15 protein-coding genes are annotated in these 20,023 nt (G+C 69.8%); 10 read left to right on the top strand and 5 right to left on the bottom strand.

Annotated elements, in window-relative coordinates:
* The first annotated feature begins 236 nt into the window (after positions 1 to 236).
* Genes QRN23_RS10680 through QRN23_RS10670 form a run of 3 tightly spaced genes read left to right on the top strand, consistent with a single transcriptional unit; the run spans position 237 to position 4,885 of the window.
* Positions 237 to 1,823: a glycosyltransferase family 2 protein gene (locus QRN23_RS10680; protein WP_285063527.1), complete on the top strand. Its 1,587-nt coding sequence runs from the start codon at positions 237 to 239 to the stop codon at positions 1,821 to 1,823.
* Positions 1,816 to 3,399 (top strand): glycoside hydrolase family 26 protein, encoded by a 1,584-nt coding sequence (locus QRN23_RS10675; RefSeq protein ID WP_285063525.1) that lies wholly within the window; start codon positions 1,816 to 1,818, stop codon positions 3,397 to 3,399. Before QRN23_RS10680 ends, QRN23_RS10675 begins: the two co-directional genes overlap by 8 nt.
* 55 nt (positions 3,400 to 3,454) lie before the next feature.
* Positions 3,455 to 4,885, top strand: a complete 1,431-nt coding sequence (locus QRN23_RS10670) for a UDP-glucose dehydrogenase family protein (RefSeq protein ID WP_285063524.1) — start codon at positions 3,455 to 3,457, stop codon at positions 4,883 to 4,885.
* Between the two features lie 189 nt (positions 4,886 to 5,074).
* Here QRN23_RS10670 and glnA read toward each other — a convergent pair whose 3' ends face one another.
* Complete coding sequence (gene glnA, locus QRN23_RS10665; protein ID WP_043592663.1) at positions 5,075 to 6,499, bottom strand: type I glutamate--ammonia ligase; 1,425 nt, start codon at positions 6,497 to 6,499, stop codon at positions 5,075 to 5,077.
* Positions 6,500 to 6,637: 138 nt separating this feature from the next.
* Here glnA and QRN23_RS10660 point away from each other — a divergent pair, with 138 nt between their 5' ends.
* A complete protein-coding gene (locus QRN23_RS10660; protein ID WP_123570140.1) occupies positions 6,638 to 7,081 on the top strand; it encodes an RDD family protein in 444 nt (147 codons plus the stop codon).
* An 84-nt stretch (positions 7,082 to 7,165) separates the two neighbouring features.
* On the opposite strand, the gene QRN23_RS10655 is transcribed toward QRN23_RS10660, so the two are convergent.
* The gene (locus QRN23_RS10655) at positions 7,166 to 7,888 is read right to left on the bottom strand and encodes a DUF4191 domain-containing protein (RefSeq protein ID WP_056045492.1); all 723 of its coding nucleotides are present in this window, start codon (positions 7,886 to 7,888) and stop codon (positions 7,166 to 7,168) included.
* A 122-nt stretch (positions 7,889 to 8,010) separates the two neighbouring features.
* Here QRN23_RS10655 and QRN23_RS10650 point away from each other — a divergent pair, with 122 nt between their 5' ends.
* Positions 8,011 to 9,396, top strand: coding sequence for a serine/threonine-protein kinase (locus tag QRN23_RS10650; protein ID WP_285063523.1), 1,386 nt, complete (start codon positions 8,011 to 8,013; stop codon positions 9,394 to 9,396).
* A gap of 27 nt (positions 9,397 to 9,423) precedes the next feature.
* Here QRN23_RS10650 and sucB read toward each other — a convergent pair whose 3' ends face one another.
* The 3 genes from sucB to QRN23_RS10635 all read right to left on the bottom strand — a co-directional run bounded on the left by sucB (position 9,424) and on the right by QRN23_RS10635 (position 14,039).
* On the bottom strand, positions 9,424 to 10,923 hold the full coding sequence (gene sucB, locus QRN23_RS10645) for a 2-oxoglutarate dehydrogenase, E2 component, dihydrolipoamide succinyltransferase (RefSeq protein ID WP_285063522.1): 1,500 nt from the start codon (positions 10,921 to 10,923) through the stop codon (positions 9,424 to 9,426).
* 89 nt (positions 10,924 to 11,012) lie between these two features.
* Positions 11,013 to 12,386, bottom strand: coding sequence for a dihydrolipoyl dehydrogenase (gene lpdA / locus QRN23_RS10640; protein ID WP_285063521.1), 1,374 nt, complete (start codon positions 12,384 to 12,386; stop codon positions 11,013 to 11,015).
* Between the two features lie 174 nt (positions 12,387 to 12,560).
* The gene (locus tag QRN23_RS10635) at positions 12,561 to 14,039 is read right to left on the bottom strand and encodes a leucyl aminopeptidase (RefSeq protein ID WP_285063520.1); all 1,479 of its coding nucleotides are present in this window, start codon (positions 14,037 to 14,039) and stop codon (positions 12,561 to 12,563) included.
* An 85-nt stretch (positions 14,040 to 14,124) separates the two neighbouring features.
* Between QRN23_RS10635 and QRN23_RS10630 the strand changes: the two genes are divergently transcribed.
* From QRN23_RS10630 to QRN23_RS10610, 5 genes are all read left to right on the top strand, one after another.
* Positions 14,125 to 15,051, top strand: coding sequence for a proteasome assembly chaperone family protein (locus tag QRN23_RS10630; RefSeq protein ID WP_056047489.1), 927 nt, complete (start codon positions 14,125 to 14,127; stop codon positions 15,049 to 15,051).
* An 88-nt stretch (positions 15,052 to 15,139) separates the two neighbouring features.
* On the top strand, positions 15,140 to 16,495 hold the full coding sequence (locus QRN23_RS10625) for an MFS transporter (protein WP_285063519.1): 1,356 nt from the start codon (positions 15,140 to 15,142) through the stop codon (positions 16,493 to 16,495).
* Positions 16,496 to 16,735: 240 nt separating this feature from the next.
* Positions 16,736 to 17,995, top strand: a complete 1,260-nt coding sequence (locus QRN23_RS10620; RefSeq protein ID WP_285063518.1) for an RNA polymerase sigma factor — start codon at positions 16,736 to 16,738, stop codon at positions 17,993 to 17,995.
* 4 nt (positions 17,996 to 17,999) lie between these two features.
* A complete protein-coding gene (locus QRN23_RS10615; protein WP_285063517.1) occupies positions 18,000 to 19,259 on the top strand; it encodes a MurT ligase domain-containing protein in 1,260 nt (419 codons plus the stop codon).
* The gene (locus QRN23_RS10610) at positions 19,256 to 20,008 is read left to right on the top strand and encodes a hypothetical protein (protein WP_123570133.1); all 753 of its coding nucleotides are present in this window, start codon (positions 19,256 to 19,258) and stop codon (positions 20,006 to 20,008) included. Before QRN23_RS10615 ends, QRN23_RS10610 begins: the two co-directional genes overlap by 4 nt.
* The last annotated feature ends 15 nt before the right edge of the window (positions 20,009 to 20,023 follow it).

The raw sequence follows: 20,023 nt of genomic DNA, 5'->3' as shown, positions 1-20,023 counted from the left end.
CCCACCTGCGGACCGATCGAACGGTTCCGTTCGGACGTCGAGCCCTCACCGACGTGTCAGCACTTCTGTCGACAGCACCTTGCCCGACCCGACGTACCCCGACCGGCGCGCCCGGCCACCCGCGGTCGGGGGGTGGTTGTGAGCCGCCCGTGAGTGACTGAGAATTCCCTCAACCCGATAGACCAATTCCCCAGCGTTGCGGAAGCCGATCCCTTCTCACACCTCAGGTGGCCATCGTGTTGACCTTCATCCTGCAGATCCGATCCATGGCGGGCGGATACCCCGAGATCTACCTCTTCGCCGCCTACAGCGCCCTCATCTGGGTGCTCTGGATCATGAAGGTCCTGCTCTCCCGCCGCTACCGCCCCTTCACGGGCGAGTTCCGCGGCACGACCAGCGTCGTCGTCCCCGTCGTGGACGAACCGCTCGACCTCTTCCGGGACGTCATCGGCCGCATGGTCGAACAGGGTCCCGGCGAGATCATCGTCGTCATCAACGGCAAGCCCAACCCCGAGCTCGCCGCCGTCTGCGAGGAGTTCGGGCCGCTCGTCCGGTGGGTGCACACGCCGATCCCGGGCAAGCGCAACGCCGTCATGATCGGCACCGAGCTCAGCCGGGGAGACATCACCGTCCTGGTCGACTCCGACACGGTCTGGACGCCGGGCACCCTCTCCGAGCTGCTCCGTCCGTTCGCCCAGGAGAACGTCGGGGGAGTCACCACCCGCCAGCGCATCCTCGAGCCCGAGCGCAGCTGGATCACGCGGTGGGCCGACTGGCTCGAGAACTCCCGTGCCCTCTACTCGATGCCGGCGCAGAGCGTGCTGGGGCAGATCGGCTGCCTGCCGGGCCGCACCATCGCCTTCCGCCGCGAGATCCTCGTCCGGGTCATGGACAAGTTCATGACGGAGAAGTTCATGGGCGTGTTCCTCGAGGTCAGTGACGACCGCACCCTGACGAACCTCACGCTCAAGGAGGGCTACCGCACCGTCTACCAGCACACCAGCCTCGTCTACACGGACGCCCCGCTCCAGGTCAAGAAGCTCTACAAGCAGCAGCTGCGCTGGGCTCGCGGGAGCCAGTACAACACCCTCCGCATGATGCCGTGGATGGTCGGGCACGCCCCGCTCCTCGCGTTCTTCTTCGCCATGGACATCGTGCTGCCCTTCATGCTCATGGGCGTCATCGGCGGCTGGATCTACCGGGGGATCACCGGCCAGGGCGTGAACCTGTACCGCGGCATCCTCGAGGAGTACGGCGTGCAGACCGGTCTCATCAGCATCGTCGTCCTCATGGTGGTCTCGTCCGTGCTCAGCATGTCGATCCGTCAGATGCGCCACCTGGCCGAGAAGCCCTCGGACTTCTTCCGCCTCCCGGTGTTCATCATCGTGTCGACGTTCTTCCTCATGCCCATCCGGGTCATCGGGTTCTTCCGCATGGGTCACGCCAGCGGTTGGGGCACCCGGGCCGGGGCCTACGCAGGAGGCGCGGCCAACGACGAGATGCAGGGTGCGCTCGACGAGGTGGCCGAGGAGGCCCCCATCGACGCCCTCGAACGGCAGTTCCGCGACGGCGTCGACCCGGGGGTCGACACGCTCTTCGACTTCGGCTCGACTGCCGACGAGACGGACGAACAGGGTGCGGTCCTCGTCCGGAGCCGCAAGGCGGCCCTGGCCGCCGAGGCCGACGGCGCGACCACGCCGGCACCGGTGGCCGCCGTGGCCACCGCCACCGCGCCTCCTCGTCGTCGCCTCAACCCCAAAGCCGGGTTCCCGTACCTGATCGGCGCCGCCATCGTTGCCCTGGAGGTCTTCTTCATTGTCTGACTCGACACAGGACTTCGTCACTCCCGTCCACATGCATTCCGGCGCCTGGTGGGCCACCTCGCACGGCAACGCCCGACGCACGGCGCTCGGCGCCACCGCCGTGGTGGTGTTGCTCGCGATGATCTCGTGGCTCATCTGGGTCTCGCCGTCCGACAACATCGTCCGCAGTGCCGTCACCGAGGTCACGGGCGTCGACCCGTCGATCAACGTCTCGTCGCTCAAGGCGGACCGGTCCGCCTTGCTCGACCAGCTGGTCTCCGCGAAGAAGCAGCTCGCCGAGAGCAAGGCCGCCCTGGCCGACGTGCAGCAGCAGGCCTGGACGTCGGAGGGGCAGCTGACCGCGGCGCAGGCGAAGCTCGCCTCCGCCGAGTCGGCGCTGGCCCAGGCACAGTCCGCCGCGGAGTCGGGGGGCGCGGGCACCGGGTCGGGCGCCGCAGGCACCGCCGGTGGTCGGGGGACCGGCGCGTCGACCGGCTCCGGGTCGGGTGGCACGGGGTCGAACGGATCGACCGGAGGCGGCGCCACGGGCCCCGTCACGGTCGAGACGCCGTCCCTCGCCTCGATCATCGACCCCGGCTCGCGGTACTTCGGGCTCTTCACGGACCAGGCGCCGTTCAACTGGGCGACCTACGACGCGCAGGAGGCGGCGGTCGGTTCCGAGGCCAACATGGTCGGCTACTTCCAGGGCTTCGACCATGAGTTCCGTGCCGACGCCGTCCGCTCGTCCTGGTCGCGGGGCAAGCTGCCCGTCCTGACGTGGGAGTCGCAGCCGATCAAGGCCGGCAACAACGAGCCCGAACAGCCCGACTACAGCCTGACGAAGATCATCGACGGCAGCTTCGACTCGTATCTGACCACCTACGCCGACGACATCGTGGCCAACGGCATGCCGCTGGCCCTGCGGTTCGACCACGAGATGAACGGCACCTGGTACCCCTGGAGCACCGACTACGGCAACAGCAAGGGCGCCGTCAACGGCAACGGTCCCGGGGACTACGTGAAGGCCTGGCAGCACGTCCACGACCTGTTCGAGCGGCAGGGTGCGAACGACCTGGTCGCCTGGATCTGGGCGCCCACTCGGGTCGACCGTCTGGCCACGGGCAAGACGGGCGGGAGCAACCACACCACGGAGGCCTTCCTGGCGACCCTCTACCCGGGCCCCGAGTACGTCGACATCGTGGGCATGTCGGGCTATTACCGCCCGCCGTACGACGACAAGTCCAAGCCGACCTTCGACAGCACCTTCGGGGCCACCCTGAAGCAGCTCCGGGCGATCGCACCGGGCAAGAACATCCTGCTCGCCGAGATCGGCGCCAGCGAGACGGGTGGCTCGTCGGATCCGACGGCCACGAGCGAGAAGGCGCAGTGGTTCAACTCGCTGTTCGCCGCGCTGGCCGATCCGGCGAACGCGGACATCATCGGCTTCTCGTACTTCGACCTCGTCGCCACCACGGTCGTGGACGGGGTGCGGTCGACCAACGACTGGCGCCTCACGTCCCGGTCCGACAGCCTCGCCGCCTTCACCGCGGGGATCACCCGACGCGACGTCGGTTACGACCTGCAGCCGTCGCCGTGACGACAGCCACCACCTTCCCCTTCTCCCGCCTCTTCCCCATCCCCAGGAGCGCATCATGAAGAAAGACGCCAGCACCCCCGAGTCCGCCGTCGCCGCGACGGGGGCCGACGCCACCTCGGTGAAGCCCCGAATCAGCGTCATCGGCACCGGCTACCTCGGCGCCACGCACGCGGCGGCCATGGCCGAGATGGGCTTCGACGTCATCGGGGTCGACACCGACCCCGCCAAGGTCGCCGCCCTGGCCGAGGGGCGCGTGCCGTTCTTCGAGCCCGGCCTGCCCGAACTCATCCTCGAGCACGTGGGTTCCGGTCGACTCTCCTTCACCACCGACCTCGCCGAGGCCGTGGCCCTGTCGGACGTGCACTTCATCTGCGTCGGCACGCCGCAGCGCCGGGGGAGTCACGCCGCGAACCTCTCGTACGTCGAGGAGGCGACCCGCAACGTCGCCGCCGCCCTCAGCCACGACGGTCTCATCGTCGGCAAGTCGACCGTCCCGGTCGGTACGGCGGCACACCTGCGCGAGATCGTGGCGGGCGTCGTCCCCGCCGGTGTCTCGGCCGACCTCGTCTGGAACCCCGAGTTCCTCCGCGAGGGCCATGCCGTCGAGGACACGCTGCGTCCCGACCGCATCGTCTTCGGCGGTACCGACGTCCGCACCGAGGCCCTGATGCGTCAGGTCTACGCCCTGCCGATCGCGACGGGCACGCCCGTCATCTCGTGCGACCTGCCGACCGCCGAGCTCGTCAAGGTCAGCGCCAACGCGTTCCTCGCGACGAAGATCTCGTTCATCAACGCCATCAGCGAGTTGTGCGAGGCGGCCGGTGCCAACGTCTCGACCCTCGCCGACGCCCTGGGCTTCGACGACCGCATCGGACGCAAGTTCCTGAACGCGGGGCTCGGCTTCGGCGGCGGGTGCCTGCCGAAGGACATCCGTGCCCTGATGTTCCGGGCCAACGAGTTGTCCGCCCACCGCGTCGTCGGCCTCATGCAACAGGTCGACGAGATCAACATGGCCCAGCGCCAGCGGGTCATCGACCAGGCGATCGACGCCTGCGGCGGCTCGGTCCTCAACCGACGCATCGCCGTGCTCGGGGCGGCCTTCAAGCCGCACACCGACGACGTGCGCGACTCGCCGGCCCTCAACGTCGCAGCGGCCCTGCACCTCCGGGGCGCCCAGGTGCTCGTCGTCGACCCCGAGGCCACCCAGACGGCCCAGCGGAGCTTCCCGACGCTGTCGTTCGCCGACTCGGCCGCCGAGGCCGTGACGGACGCCGACGCGGTGCTGCTCCTCACCGAGTGGCCCGAGTTCGTCGGGGCGGACGCGGCCGGGCTCGCCGAGCTCGCCGCCAACCCCGTGGTGATCGACGCGCGCAACGTGCTCGACGCCGAGGTCTGGTCGGCCGCCGGCTGGGAGGTCCGTCCGCTGGGCGGCCGTCGCACGCCGGCCCAGCGTCGTGTGCTGACGCCGACCGCCGTACCCGCCTGACCGGATCGTCGGGCACGGGCTGACGGGCCGTCTCCCTCGGGAGGCGGCCCGTCCTGCGTGCGCCCCCGCGCCTCCTGGTCCGGGGTGACCCAGAGGAGGCGCGGGTCGTCACCCCGAGGCCCGCTGGGGCAGCGACGCGAGAGGCCCGCACCCCCTGGGGGGATGCGGGCCTCTCGTGGTGCGACGGCGTCAGACGCCGAAGTACAGCTCGAACTCGAAGGGGTGAGGACGCTGCGCCATGGGCAGGATCTCCTTCTCGCGCTTGTAGGCGATCCAGGTCTCGATGAGGTCCTCGGTGAACACGTTGCCCTTGGTCAGGAACTCGTGGTCGGCCTCGAGCGCGTCGAGCGCACCCTCGAGCGACGCGGGCACCTGCGGGATGTTCTTCGCCTCCTCGGGCGGCAGCTCGTAGAGGTCCTTGTCGACCGGCTCGTGCGGCTCGATCCGGTTCTGGATGCCGTCGAGGCCGGCCATCAGCTGCGCGGCGAACGCCAGGTACGGGTTCGAGGCGGCGTCGGGGACGCGGAACTCGATGCGCTTGGCCTTCGGGTTCGTGCCGGTGATCGGGATGCGGATGGCCGCCGAACGGTTGCCGGCCGAGTACACCAGGTTCACGGGCGCCTCGAAGCCCGGGATCAGACGGTGGTACGAGTTGATCGACGGGTTCGTGAAGGCGAGGACGGCGGGAGCGTGCTTGAGCAGGCCACCGATGTACCAGCGGGCGAGGTCGGACAGGCCGCCGTAGCCGTTCTCGTCGTAGAACAGCGGCTTGCCGTCGTTCCAGAGCGACTGGTGGGTGTGCATGCCCGAGCCGTTGTCGCCGAAGAGGGGCTTCGGCATGAAGGTCGCGACCTTGCCCCACTGCTCGGCGGTGTTCTTGACGATGTACTTGAACTTGAGGATGTCGTCCGCGGCGTGGACCATCGTGTCGAACTTGTAGTTGATCTCCTGCTGGCCGCCGGTGCCCACCTCGTGGTGAGCACGCTCGAGCTCCAGACCCGAGTCGATCAGCTTGAGGCTGATGTCGTCGCGCAGGTCGGCCGTCTTGTCGACGGGGCTGACGGGGAAATAGCCGCCCTTGTACGCCGTCTTGTTGGCGAGGTTGCCGCCCTCTTCGACGCGGCCGGTGTTCCAGGCGCCCTCTTCGGAGTCGACGCTGTAGAAGCTGGCGTTCTGCTTCACCTCGTAGCGGACGTCGTCGAAGATGTAGAACTCCGCCTCGGGGGCGAAGAAGGCGGTGTCGGCGATGCCGGTCGACGCGAGGTACTTCTCGGCCTTCTTGGCGACCTGGCGCGGGTCACGGCTGTACAGCTCGCCGTTGCGCGGGTTGAAGATGTCGAACACGAGGACGAGCGTGCGCTCGGCGCGGAACGGGTCGACGTACCCGGTCGTGACGTCGGGGATGAGCTGCATGTCCGACTCGTGGATCGAGGCGAAGCCCCGGATGGAGGACCCGTCGAAGAGCTGTCCGACGGAGAAGAACTCCTCGTCGACCGTGGAGGCGGGGATGTTGAAGTGCTGCTGGACACCGGGAAGATCGGTGAAGCGGATGTCAAGGAACTTGACGTCGGTGTCCTTGATGAACTTCAGCACCTCGGAAGAATCAGTGAACATCTAGATGTCTCTCCAATGGGCTTGGAACGGATCGGATGCGGGACGCAGCCTCCGTCGAGGCTACGGAGGGGCCGTTTCGCTGCGGTGTCCCTGATGTTTCGGGCATGTTACGGCTCGGCCCGTCGGTAGGCTCGATGCATGCCCGATCGCACCGCGCCTCCTTCCCGTCCCGCCTCCGTGGGCGGCCCCGACGACGGCGCGCAACGCTGGCCGGGCGAGCGTCTCGGGCTGCCCGAGAAGGGGCCGCGCTCCGTGGCCCGACTCGGACGGCGCGTGGCGGGGCTCGCCGTCGACTGGGCGATCGCCTACGCCGTCGCCGCACTCTTCTTCGGCGGTGAGGGCCTGGCCATCACCGGGGTCTTCCTGCTCATGCAGATCCTGTTCCTGGTGCTCTTCGGCGGCACCCTCGGGCACCTCGCCCTGGGCATGCGCCTCGTGCCGATGGCGGGCGGTCGCATCGGCGTCGGCCGGCCGGTCCTGCGGTCGGTGCTGCTCGTGCTCGTCATCCCGGCCGTCGTCTGGGACCTCGACCAGCGCGGGCTGCACGATCGCGTCGCCGGGACGCTGCTCGTCCGCGTCTGAGGCACCCGTCCCGCACGCACGACGGCGCCCCTCCTGATCGGAGGGGCGCCGTCGTCACGTCACGTCGAGGCGGGGGTCGCCGGGTCAGCGCGGACGGCCCGACCGCACCTTGAAGGGGTCGACGCCCTTGGGGATGGGCAGGCCGTTCTGGCCGAGGGACTGGAGGCGGTTGCTGACGGCCAGCACCTCGTTGCGGTTGATGGACGACTTGAGCTTGTTCATGCGTCCGGCGAGCTTGTGGAGGGGCACGGAATCGGCATCGGGGCCGACGTTCAGCACGTGGACCGGCACGTTCGGCAGGATGCGCGTGACCTTTCGACGCTCTTCGTCGACGAGTCGGCGGGTCTGGCCGGCGCCGCCCTCGGCGATGAGCACCACGCCCGGCCGGCCGACCGCGCGGTACACCGCGGCCTGACTGCGCCCCTGGACGGCGACGGGCATCTCGGCGGCACGCCACGCACGACGCAGGCCGCTCTTCATGACGGCACCGACGGCACCCGGCTGCCCCTCGATCTGCGAGTAGGCCGCGCGCTCGGCCTTACGACCCAGCACGATCAGCAGCAGCAGGAACCCGAGCATGACGCCGACGACGATGTAGAGCACCAGCGCGAGCACGTTGCCACCCGTGAGCAGCAGCGCCGCGGCCACGCCGAGCAGCACGGGCACGAAGAACGCCAGCAGCATCATCGGCAGCGCCGTCTTGTCGACGCGGCGGGTCATCTGGAAGACCTGCCACATCTGCTTGAAACGGCCGGGTTCCTTCGGCGGTTTCGGGGACGTGTTCTCGGGAGACGTGCGTCGAGCCATGTGCACCAGGATACGGGGTCGGCGGTCCCGACGAATCCTCCCCAGGGACTCCGGTCCGTCGCCGGTCGACAGGGCTCCCCGGCGCGAGGGCGCCGACGACCACCGGACGACACCATCGCCTCATGACGAACGAGTCGATCGGCCCCTACCGCGTGCTCTCCCGGCGCCTCGACGGCGGGGTGGAGCGCATCCTCGCCGAGGCACCCGACGGCTCACGCGTCGTGCTCAGGAGGCGCGGGTCGCGTCCGACCGGGCGCTCTCCCGTCGCCGAGGCGGTCGCCTTCTCCCGGGCGGACCACGCCCACGTCGCCACCCTCGTCGACGTGGTGACGGACCCGTCCGGCGAGGTCGTGCTCGTCTTCGCGGACGTCGGCGGCGACCCACTCGCCTCGTGGCTGGCCGCCCGCGGTCGACCCGAGACCGGGGAGGTCATCACCCTCGTCGTCCCCGTGCTCGGTGCAGTCCAGCACTTGGCCCGTCGGGGCACGGCCGTCCGTGCCCTGGACGTCGACGACGTCGAGATCGACGCCCGCGGGGCACCCGTCCTGGTCGGCGTCCGTCCTGTGGACGCGGGGTCGGATGCGGGGCCGGACGCCGAGCGCACGTCGCTGCCCGTGGCGGCCGAGTTCGCCCGGGCCCTGGTCGAGCGGGCGGTGCGACCGGCCTCGCGATCCTCGGCGCCGGTCCTGGATTCGACGAGCTTCGAGTCCTTGGTCGAATCGGTCTTCGACCTCGGCGAAGCGGTCCCGCTCTCGAGTGTCGACGCCGTGGTCGAGGGTGACGAGGTCCCCCGGGGCGATCGCGTCGAGTCGGTCGCCGAGGACGAACCCGTCATGCCGGGCTGGCTCGCACTCCTGCCCGAGTCGGAGGCGATCGACCGGGTGATCGCGGGCGTGGCCGACCTCCGCCCACGGCGGCTGGTCGAGGCCCTGCGAGCCGTCCGTCGGCGATACCGACTGCTCGCGGCCGCAGGCGTCGTCGTCGCCGGGGTGGCTCTCGTCCTCGGAGCGGCCGCCTCGACACGTGATGACGGTCCACGTCAGGACCGACCGGCCGACGGTGTGGGTCCGGTCGCGCCCGGGTCCGAGTCGTCGGCGCCGGTGAGCCCGTCCGGCGACTCCGCCGACACCCGCACGCCGGCACCCGCTCGGACGGGCGGGGCGGTGACGCCCGGTCAGGTCGAAGCCCTGGTGGGGGGTGACGATGCCGGTGCAGCCGCCGAGGTGCTCCTCCAGGCACGGCTGACGTGCCTGCGCGACGCCACGCCGAGTTGTCTCGACGCCGTCGATCAACCCGGTTCGCCGATCGCCCTCCGGGACGCCGACGTGCTCGACGACCCCTCGCTCGCCGCGGCGGCGATGGTCCCTCTCGAGCTCACGGGACGAGTGTCCCGAACCGGGGGGACGGCGTTGCTCGAGGCGACGGGCCCGCACGGCGAAACGGCCTCGGTCCTCGTGATGAGGACCGAGGCCGGTTGGCGGCTTCGCGACGTGATCGTCGATCGGTGAGGCCGCTCGGGCCTCACGCGGGGGACATCAGATGCCGAGCTTGGACGTGAAGTCCCCGCCCTCGAGGCGCTCCTTGACGGCGACCAGGAAGCGCGCCGCGTCGGCGCCGTCGACGATGCGGTGGTCGTACGACAGGGCCAGGTAGACCATCGACCGGATGGCGATGGACTCCGAACCGTCTGCCTTGATGACCACGGGGCGCTTGACGACGATGCCGGTGCCGAGGATGGCCACCTGCGGAAGGAAGACCACGGGGGTGTCGAACAGGGCGCCGCGCGATCCCGTGTTGGTGACGGTGAAGGTGCCACCGGCCAGCTCGTCGGGCTTCAGCTTGTTGTCACGCGTGCGCTGCGCGAGGTCGGCGATCTGGCCGGCGATGCCCGCGAGGTCGAGGTCCGAGGCGTCCTTGATGACCGGCGTCAGCAGGCCGCGCTCCGTGTCGACCGCCATGGCAACGTGCTCGTGGTCGGGGTAGACGATCGAGTCACCGTCGACGGTGGCGTTCAGCTTCGGGTGCGCCTTGAGCGCCTCGGCGGCCGCCAGGGTGAAGAACGGCAGGAAGGACAGCTTGTTGCCGGTCTTCTCGAGGAAGGCACCCTTGTTGGCGTCGCGGAAGGCCGCGACCTTGGTGACGTCGACCTCGACCACGCTGGTGAGTTGGGCCATGGCCTGCATCGACTGGACCGCACGCTCGGCGACGACCTTGCGGAGGCGCGACATCGGAACGGTCGTGCCGCGCAACGGCGACACCTCGATCGGGGCGGGACCGGAGGAGGCCGGCGCCGAGGTCGTCGAGGTCGCGGCCGCTTCGGCGGCGGCGAGGACGTCCTCCTTGCGGATGCGACCGCCGACGCCACTGCCGGACAGGGTCGAGATGTCGACACCCTTCTCGTTCGCCAGCTTGCGGACGAGCGGGGTGACGTAACCGACCGGCGCACCGCTGCTCGGGGCCGGCGTGGCGGGTGCCGACGTCTCGGACGATCCCGTGGCGGGTGACGGCGTCGGTGCCGACGGGGCCGGCTGCTCGCTGCTGGGCCGGGCGGCCTGGGGCTGTGCGGCGGCCGGCTGCTGGCCGGCGGCGTCCTGCTGTGCGCCATCCTGCTGGGCGGCGGGCGCGGGGTCCACCGCGGGGGCGGGCTCGGGCGCGCTGGCGGCGGAGTCCTCACCCGGGGCAGGGGCCGCGGACGACGGGAGCTCGGGCTCCTCGGCCTCCGGCTCGGCGAGTGCCGAGGGTGCCTGCTCCGGCTCTTCGGCGGCTTCCGGCTCGTCCGCCGGCGACTCGGAGGCGCTGCCGTCTCCGATGCGGACGAGGGCCGTGCCCACCTCGACGGTCTCGTCCTCGGCGACGAGGATCTCCTCGATCACGCCGGCGACGGGCGAAGGGATCTCGGTGTCGACCTTGTCGGTCGAGACCTCGAGCAGCGGCTCGTCGACCTCGACGCGGTCACCGACGTTCTTCAACCAGCGGGTGACCGTACCCTCGGTGACACTCTCTCCGAGTGCCGGGAGGTTGACGGATTCGCTCATCTGTGGGGCTCCTTTGACGACATGTGTGTCTGTGGTTGCTGTGGTGGTGGTGCGGGCCCCTGCTGAGCAGGAGCGATGGTGCCAGGGATCTACATCGCGTGCAGCGGCTTGCCCGCGAGGGCCAGCATGGCTTCGCCGAGGGCTTCGTTCTGCGTGGGGTGCGCGTGGATCAGGGGAGCGACGTCCTCCGGGTAGGCCTCCCAGTTGACGGCGAGCTGTGCCTCACCGATCAGTTCGCCGACACGGGCGCCGATCATGTGCACGCCCACGACGGGTCCGTCGACGACGCGGACCACCTTGACCGAGCCGCTGGTCCCGATGATGTGGCTCTTGCCGTTGCCCGCGAGGTTGTAGTCGTAGCTGGTGACCTTGTCGGCGCCGAACTGGTCGGCGGCCTTGACCTCGGTCAGGCCGACCGATGCGACCTCGGGGTCGGAGTAGGTGACCTTGGGGATGTTCACGTCGGAGATCACCTGCGGCTTGAGGCCGGCGATCTCTTCCGCGACGAAGATGCCGTGCTGGAAGCTGCGGTGCGCGAGCTGCAGGCCGGGCACGATGTCGCCCAGGGCGTAGACGCCGGGGACGTTCGTCGCGAGACGTTCGTTCGTCAGGACGAAACCGCGGTCCATCGTGATGCCGACCTCTTCGTAGCCGAGACCGGCGGTCGAGGGGCCACGGCCGACGGCGACGAGCATGAGGTCGGCGTCGAACGTCTTGCCGTCCTCGAGGGTGACGACGACGCCGTCCTCGTTCTGCTCGACGCCCTGGAACCGGACGCCCAGCGAGAAGGCGATGCCGCGCTTGCGGAACGCGCGCTCGAACTGCTTCGAGATCGACTCCTCCTCGTTGGGGACGAGGTGCGGCAGGGCCTCGACGATGGTCACGTCGACGCCGAAGCTCTTCCAGACGCTGGCGAACTCGACGCCGATGACGCCGCCGCCGAGGATGACGACCTTGTTCGGCACGTGGTCGAGCGCGAGGGCGTGCTCGCTGGTGATGACCTTGCCGCCGATCTCGAGACCGGGGAGGCTCCGCGAGTACGAACCCGTCGCGAGCACGACGTTCTTGGCCTTGAGCGTGGTCTCGCCGACCTGGACGGTCGAGGGCGACGTGAGCTTGCCCTCGCCTTCGACGGTCGTGATGCCACGGGCCTTGACGAGCCCCTGGAGACCCTTGTACTTGCTGGCGACGATGCCCTCGCGGTACGAGGTCACGGCGGCGATGTCGATGCCGTGGAAATCGGTGTTGACGCCGTACTTGGCGGATTCGCGCGACACGTCGGCCACCTCGGCCGAGTGCAACAGCGCCTTGGTGGGGATGCAGCCTCGGTGGAGGCAGGTGCCCCCGACCTTGTCCTTCTCGACGAGTGCGACGCTCAGGCCCAACTCGCTCGCTCGCAGCGCTGCGGCGTATCCGCCGCTCCCGCCACCGAGCACCACCAGGTCAAAATTCTGTTCCGACACCCAGCAACTCCCTCGTGCGTCCGCGGTGCCCCGACGCCGGGGCGGGGCCGTCGCGGTGGCGACGACGCCCGTCCCCGAACCGACCGCATCGTCCGGCGGCGTCGTCGTGACGCGCGTCGGAGGATGCTCTCGGGGGACCGATCTCAGCGGGTTTCTCCCGCCCCCTCGACCCTACTACGCAGCAGAAAACTTGTCGGCCAGCTCGATCAGGGTACGGACGGTCACGCCCGTCGAGCCCTTGGCCGTGTAGCCGTATCCGCCGCCCTTGTTGTTGGACGGACCGGCGATGTCGAGATGGGCCCAGGGGATCGGTGTCGTCGTACCCTCCCGCGAGCCGACGAACTCGTTGAGGAAGACGCCGGCGAGCAGCATGCCTGCGGCCGTGTTGCCCGGGGTCGCGTTCACGAGGTCGGCCACGTCGGAGTTCAGGCGAGCGCGGAGTTCGGAGGCCAGCGGCATGCGCCAGAAGGTCTCTCCGGCCGCGTCGGCGAGCGACACGATCTCGGACGCGAGGTCGTCGTTGCCCATGACGCCGACGTAGCGCATGCCCAGGGCGACGACCTGGGCACCCGTGAGGGTGGCCACGTCGACGATGGCGTCGGGCTGCTCGTCGCTCGCCGCGACCAACCCGTCCGCCATGACCAGGCGGCCCTCGGCGTCGGTGTTCGTCACCTCGACGGTCGTGCCGCCCTTGATGGTGAGGACGTCGTCGGGTCGGATCGCCGTGCCGCTCGGCATGTTCTCGGCGATGCAGAGCCAGGCGGTCAGCCGCACGGGGAGCCGCAGCTTGGCCACGGCCACCGTCACGGCGAGGACCGTGGCGGCCCCCGTCATGTCGTCCTTCATGCCGAGCATGCTCGCGGCGGGCTTGAGGGACAACCCGCCCGTGTCGTACGTGATGCCCTTGCCGACCAGGGCGAGGTGCTTGGCGGCTCCGGCGGGGGAGTACTCGACCTTGACGAGTCGGGGACCGCGGCTCGAGCCCTGACCGACGCCGAGGATGCCCCCGTACCCGCCGTCACGGAGGCCCTTCTCGTCGAGCACGGTCACCGAGAGGGCGTCGTCCGAGGCGTGCGCGACGGCGAAGTCCGCGAGAGCCTGGGGGTACATCTGCTGCGGAGGAGTCGTGGCGAGGTCACGGACGGTGTGGACCGCCTCGGCCACCACGGCGGCACGGTCGAGGACGGACTCCTGGACCTCCGTGGCCGTCGCGAGGGCGATGTCGCGAGCGTGTCGACGGGTGTCGGACGCCGAGGAGTGCCGGAACGCGTCGAACTCGTACGAGGCGATCGCGGCGCCCTCGAGGGCGGCCAGTGCGTCGGCGGCGTCGCCCACGGGCAGGGCCAGGACGACCCGGTCGACGGCCGTGAGCTGACGGACGGCCGAGCCGGCGGCGTAGCGCAGGCTCTCGGCCGTGACGGCGTCGCCCAGGCCGACCAGCGCCACGATGGTGGCCGTGACGCCGGACGCGGGGACCTTGACGAGTTCGTCCCGGGCGCCCGTCACACCGAGGGCGGCGAAGGACTCGGCGAGCCCCGGGACCTCGAGGGTCGGCTCGGGACCGTCGGCCCCCTTCACCACTCCGACGACGAGGACGTCGGCCTCGGCGGTGATCGGATCGGACGGCAGGACGGAGAGGGTGGCGACGGTCATCCATCCATCGTATCCACCGTGGTGTTCGCTCTCGGCACGTGGTCGCGCGCCCTCCTGGCGACGACCGGTGCCTAGCATGGAGACCATGCACGACCCCGCAGCTCTCTACGACTTCACCCCCGACGCCGACGGCGTGCCCGAGGGCCTCCCGCTCGTCGCCGGACTCACCGGGTTCGCCGACGCGGGTTCGGCGGTGAGCCAGCTCGCGGAGTACGTCCTCGACACCCTCGACCACACCCTCGTGGCGACGTTCGACGCCGACGAGCTCCTCGACTACCGGGCCCGTCGCCCGACCTTCACGTTCGACCAGGACCACATCTCCGAGATCGAGCCGTCGACCCTCTCCCTCTACCTCGTCCACGACGACCTGGGTCAGCGGTTCCTCCTCCTGGCGGGCTTCGAACCCGACTTCCAGTGGCAGCGCTTCACCGCGGCCGTCGTGCAGCTCGTCGAGCGCTACCGCGTCTCGACCACGACCTGGGTGCACTCGATCCCGATGCCCGTGCCCCACACCCGTCCCATCGGCGTGACGGTCAGCGGCAACCGGTCCGACCTGGTCGAGGCGATGTCCGTCTGGAAGCCCGTGACCCAGGCCCCCGCCAACGCTCTGCACCTCGTCGAACACCGGCTCGGCGAGACGGGTCACCCCACGGCGGGCTTCGTCCTGCTCGTCCCGCACTACCTGGCCGACACCGAGTTCCCCGACGCCGCCGTGGCGGCGCTGTCGAGCATCAGTGCCGCGACGGGTCTGATCTTCCCGACCGACCGCCTCCGCGAAGAGGGTCGTGACTTCATGGTCAAGGTCGACGAGCAGGTCGCCGGCAACCACGAGCTCTCGCGCCTGGTCGCCACGCTCGAGGAACGTCACGACACCTACATGCAGGGAAACCCGCTGCCGTCGCCGTTGACCGACCAGGACGGCCAGGTGCCCACGGCCGACGCACTGGCGGCCGAACTCGAGAAGTTCCTCGCCACCCGGCGGGTCGACGGCGAGGGCGACGACCGCGCCTGACCGGCACCGCACCTCCCGGGTCCGTTCCGATCCGCGGACGCAGGAGGCGCGGGCCGGCGTCCGGCGCCCGGTCGGCTAGGGTCACGGGGTGAACTCCGCACGCGCCTGGCTCGTCTGGGGCGCCGCCGTCTTCGCCTACGTCGTCGCCGTCCTGCAGCGGTCGTCACTTGGCGTCTCGGGCGTCGAGGCCCAGCAGCTCTTCGGCGTCTCCGCCTCCACCCTGTCGACCCTGGCCGTCGTCCAACTCGTCGTCTACGCCGGGCTGCAGATCCCGGTCGGCGTCCTGCTCGACCGGGTGGGGCCCAAGAGGCTCATCGTCGCAGGGGCCGTCATGCTGGCGGCGGGCCAGCTGGTCGTGGCGCTCTCGCCCCCGACGATCGGCGTGGCCGTCGTGGGCCGCGTGCTCGTCGGCGCCGGCGACGCGATGACCTTCATCTCGGTGATCCGTCTGCTGCCCTCGTGGTTCCGTGGTCCGATCCTGCCGCAGGTGTCGCAGTGGACCGGCAACGTCGGACAACTGGGTCAGGTGCTGTCGGCCGTGCCGCTGTCGATCGTCCTGCACGGGGCGGGGTGGGGCCCGGCCTTCCTCAGCGCGGCGGCGTTGTCGGTCGTGGCCGCCGTGGTGGTGCTCATGGTCGTCAAGGAGTCGCCGACCGGTCGCGTCCGCTCCGAGACGGTCGTCAGTTGGGCCGACGCGGGGCGACAGCTCGGACAGAGCGTCCGGCGTCCCGGTACCCGGCTGGGGTTCTGGTCGCACTTCGTGACGCAGTCGTCGGGCACGGTCTTCAGTCTGCTGTGGGGCGTTCCCCTGTTGGTGGGCGGTCTGGGCTTCACGACCGCCGAGGCTTCGGGCATGCTCTCCCTCCTCGTGCTGTCCGGTGTCGTGGCGGGGCCGGTCCTCGGGGTGCTGGTCGCCCGGTACCCGATGCGACGCTCCAACCTGGTCCTCGGCATCGTCACGGTTCTGGCCGTGGTCTGGACGACGCTGCTCGCGTGGCCGGGGACACCCCCGCACTGGCTCGCCTACGTGCTCGTGGTCGTGCTCGGAGTGGGCGGGCCCGGTTCCCTGATCGGCTTCGACTTCGCGCGGACCTTCAACCCGCTTCGCAGCCTCGGCGTGGCCAACGGGGTGGTCAACGTCGGTGGCTTCCTGGCGAGCTTCGTGATGATGTTCCTCATCGGCGTCGTGCTCGATCGACTCGATGCCGCCCGCATCGCCTCGGGCCAGCCGAGCGACCTCTTCGCGTTCGAGTCGTTCCGCATCGCGCTGCTCGTGCAGTACGTGGTGATCGGCGGTGGCGTGGTGGCTCTGCTCGTCGAGCGTCGGCGCACCCGCCGGGGCCTGCGGCTGGAGGAAGGAATAGAGGTGGCGCCGCTCTGGGTTGCCCTCAACAAGAGATGGCATGCCGCACGCACCCGGGCCCGGAGGGGACCGACCGCCTGAGGTCGCCCTTGTCGCTCGGCACCGGTCGGACGTGCAATAATGGGATACGGACCCGTTCATGTCCATCGATCGAGTTACCGCGTCGACGTCGTCGACGCGCATTCGATCGAGGACTTGACATGGGTCCTAGTACTGCCCGAATTCGGCCGACGCCCAGTGCCGGTCGACGTCCCCACCGGCGTACGTGAACGCGACGATCGCGTCCGGTCCGGAACGTACCGAGAACTGAAAGGTGTTCGCATGGCTACACGAAGCAAGGCGACCACGGCCTCCGACGAGGCCGTGACCGACGACACGGCCGTCGAGGCCGAGACCACGGCTCCTCCCGCCAAGAAGGCGCCGGCCAAGAGGGCTCCCGCCAAGAAGGCGGCGACGAAGGCTCCGGCCAAGACCGCCGCGGCCAAGAAGGCCGCCGCAGCCGAACCCGCCGACGACGAGGTCGACGCCGAGGCCGCGGTCGACCCGGCTGCCGCCGACGACGCGGACGGCGAGGGCGCCAAGCCCGTCCCCGAGATCCTCCCCACCGGCGCGCTCGTCATCTCGCAGGACGACGACGACGAGATGCCCGTCTACTCGACGACGATCACGGGTGCGACGGCCGACCCCGTCAAGGACTACCTGAAGCAGATCGGCAAGGTCGCCCTGTTGAACGCGGCCGAAGAGGTCGAGCTCGCCATGCGGATCGAGGCGGGTCTCTTCGCCGACGACAAGCTCGCGAACAGCACCGGCCTGAGCCGCGAGCTCGAGCGTGAGCTGCGCTGGGTGTCGCGCGACGGTCAGCGGGCCAAGAGCCACCTGCTCGGTGCCAACCTCCGACTCGTGGTCAGCCTCGCCAAGCGCTACACGGGCCGTGGCATGCAGTTCCTCGACCTGATCCAAGAGGGAAACCTCGGCCTGATCCGCGCCGTCGAAAAGTTCGACTACACCAAGGGCTTCAAGTTCTCCACCTACGCCACCTGGTGGATCCGTCAGGCCATCACGCGGGCCATGGCGGACCAGGCTCGCACCATCCGCATCCCGGTGCACATGGTCGAGGTCATCAACAAGCTCGCCCGTGTCCAGCGTCAGATGCTGCAAGACCTGGGACGCGAGCCCACGCCCGAAGAGCTCTCGCGTGAACTCGACATGACGCCCGAGAAGGTCGTCGAGGTCCAGAAGTACGGCCGCGAGCCCATCTCGCTCCACACGCCCCTGGGTGAGGACGGCGACAGCGAGTTCGGCGACCTCATCGAGGACACCGAGGCCGTCGTGCCAGCCGACGCCGTCGGGTTCACGATGCTGCAGAAACAGCTCGAATCGCTGCTCGACAGCCTGTCCGAGCGCGAGGCCGGTGTCATCCGCATGCGCTTCGGGCTCGGTGACGGCATGCCGAAGACCCTCGACCAGATCGGTGACACGTTCGGCGTGACGCGCGAGCGCATCCGCCAGATCGAGTCCAAGACGATGGCGAAACTCCGCCACCCGTCGCGTTCACAGTCGCTCCGCGACTACCTCGAGTAGGCCCGTGCGTTACCTGGTCCCCGTGCTGGCCGGCCGTCTCGTCCGGGCGGTCGCCCGGTTGCGTGGTGGCGGGTCGGCGTACCCGGGGCAGACGGTCCTGAAGCTCGCGCCCGACTTCCTCACCCATGTGTCGTCCCAGTTCGATCGCGGTGTCGTCTTCGTGCTCGGGTCGAACGGCAAGTCGACGACCACGATGATGCTCACCGAGACGCTTCGTGCCCACGGATTGAAGGTGTTCACGAACCCCACGGGTGCCAACCTCCCGCAGGGCATCGCGTCGGCCTTTCTCCGTGAGGTGACGCCCTTCGGTCGCGTCCGTGACGACATCGGGGTGATCGAGGTCGACGAGGCCTTCGCGGTCGAGTTGACGAAGTCCCTGCACCCCTCCACGGTGCTCATGCTCAACGTGCAGGTCGACCAGTTGTACCGGTTCTTCGAGACCGAGCGGGTCGGCACGATGATGACCGACACCGCCGCCGAGGCGACGGTCGCGGTCGTCACGAACCGCGACGACCAGCACCTCGGCCCCTACCAGCCGGTCGGTCGCCAGACGGTGACCCGGTTCGGCGCTTCCTCCGAGGTCGTCTCCGCGTCACCCAACGGCCTGCAGAACGCGCACGACTTCAGCCGTGAGGCCGACTCCTCGTTGACCGCGGAGACCGAGGTGACCGCGCTCACGGGCACAGGTGCCACCATCACGGTCTCGGGCACTCCGATCGACGTCCGGCTGCCGGCCCGTGGTCTCCACTACGCGGTCGACGCGGCAGCGGCGCTCCAGACGGCCTCGGTCGTCCTGGGGCACCCGGTCGACCCGGCCGCCGTCCGGCGGGCGTTCGAGAGCATGAAGCCGGCCTACGGTCGTGGTGAGCGCATGTCCCTCGGCGCCGACGAAGCCGAGTTCATCATGTTCAAGAACGCGGCGAGCCTCCAGATGAACCTCGACGCACTCCCGCAGGGCGTCGAGCAGGTCATGTTGGCCATCGACGAGGGCACGCCCGACATCTCGTGGATCTACGACATCGACTTCTCGCACCTCGACCACGTCGACGTCCTCGCCGGCGCGAAGGCGTGGCAGTTGGCCTTGAGGCTCGAGCACGAGGGCATCCCGGTCCACGTGATCGAAGAAGACATCTCGAAGGCCATCCGTCTGATGCGAGCGCTTCCGTCCCCGAGCGACAAGACCAAGCACTTCGTGACGAACTACGAGCAGATGATGCTGGCCCGTCGCATCCTCGGCCACCCCGACCTGGAGAAGACCGCGTGAGCGACGACGTCCTCCGAATCGTCCACCTCTACCCGGAAGAGCTCGGCGTGAGCGGCGATCGGGGCAACGTGACGTCGCTCTCGGTGCGCGCGCGGCGAGCCGGGGTCGACAGCCGCGTGCTCGAGTACCGCGTGGGCGACGACGTGCCGACCGTGGCCGACGTGGTCGTCGTGGGGCACGGCCCCCTGTCCGGCGTGCGAGCCGTCGCCGCCGATGCTCGCCGCCTCGCGCCGGCGCTCGAGTCGTTCGCGGCGTCCGGTGTGCCGGTCGTGGCGGTGGGGGGCGGTCTCGAGCTCCTCAGCCGCGGCGTCGAGGACGTCGACGGGGCGACGGTCGAGGGTGTCGGCTTCTTCGACGCCGTGGTCCGCCGCGGGGCTCCGCGACGGACGAACTACCTGCAGGTGAGCACTGACTACCAGGGCGACGAGGTCACCCTCTTCGGTTTCGAGGACCACGCCGCTCATCTCGAACTCGGGGCGGAGGCGGAGCCCTTCGGGACCGTCGTCCACGGAGGCGGCAACGGAGACGGTCGCGAGGGCGTCCGACGCGGGGTCTCCTTCGGCACGCAGCTGAAGGGCCCGGTCCTGCCGCTCAACCCCGTCCTCACCGACCGGGTGCTCCGCGTCGCCCTGAGCCGCCGGATGATCTCCTACTCGGCAGGCCCCGGGCACGCGAAGCTCGACGAGTACGCCGCCGCGTCGCAGAAGGTCATCGCCGACAACCTCGAGCGTTCGTTCAAGGCCATGTGACGACGTCGGTCCGCA

Source organism: Frigoribacterium sp. ME-P-080 (genome assembly GCF_030209595.1).
Classification (GTDB): Bacteria; Actinomycetota; Actinomycetes; order Actinomycetales; family Microbacteriaceae; genus Frigoribacterium.
This window is presented reverse-complemented; position numbering and strand designations above follow the sequence as displayed.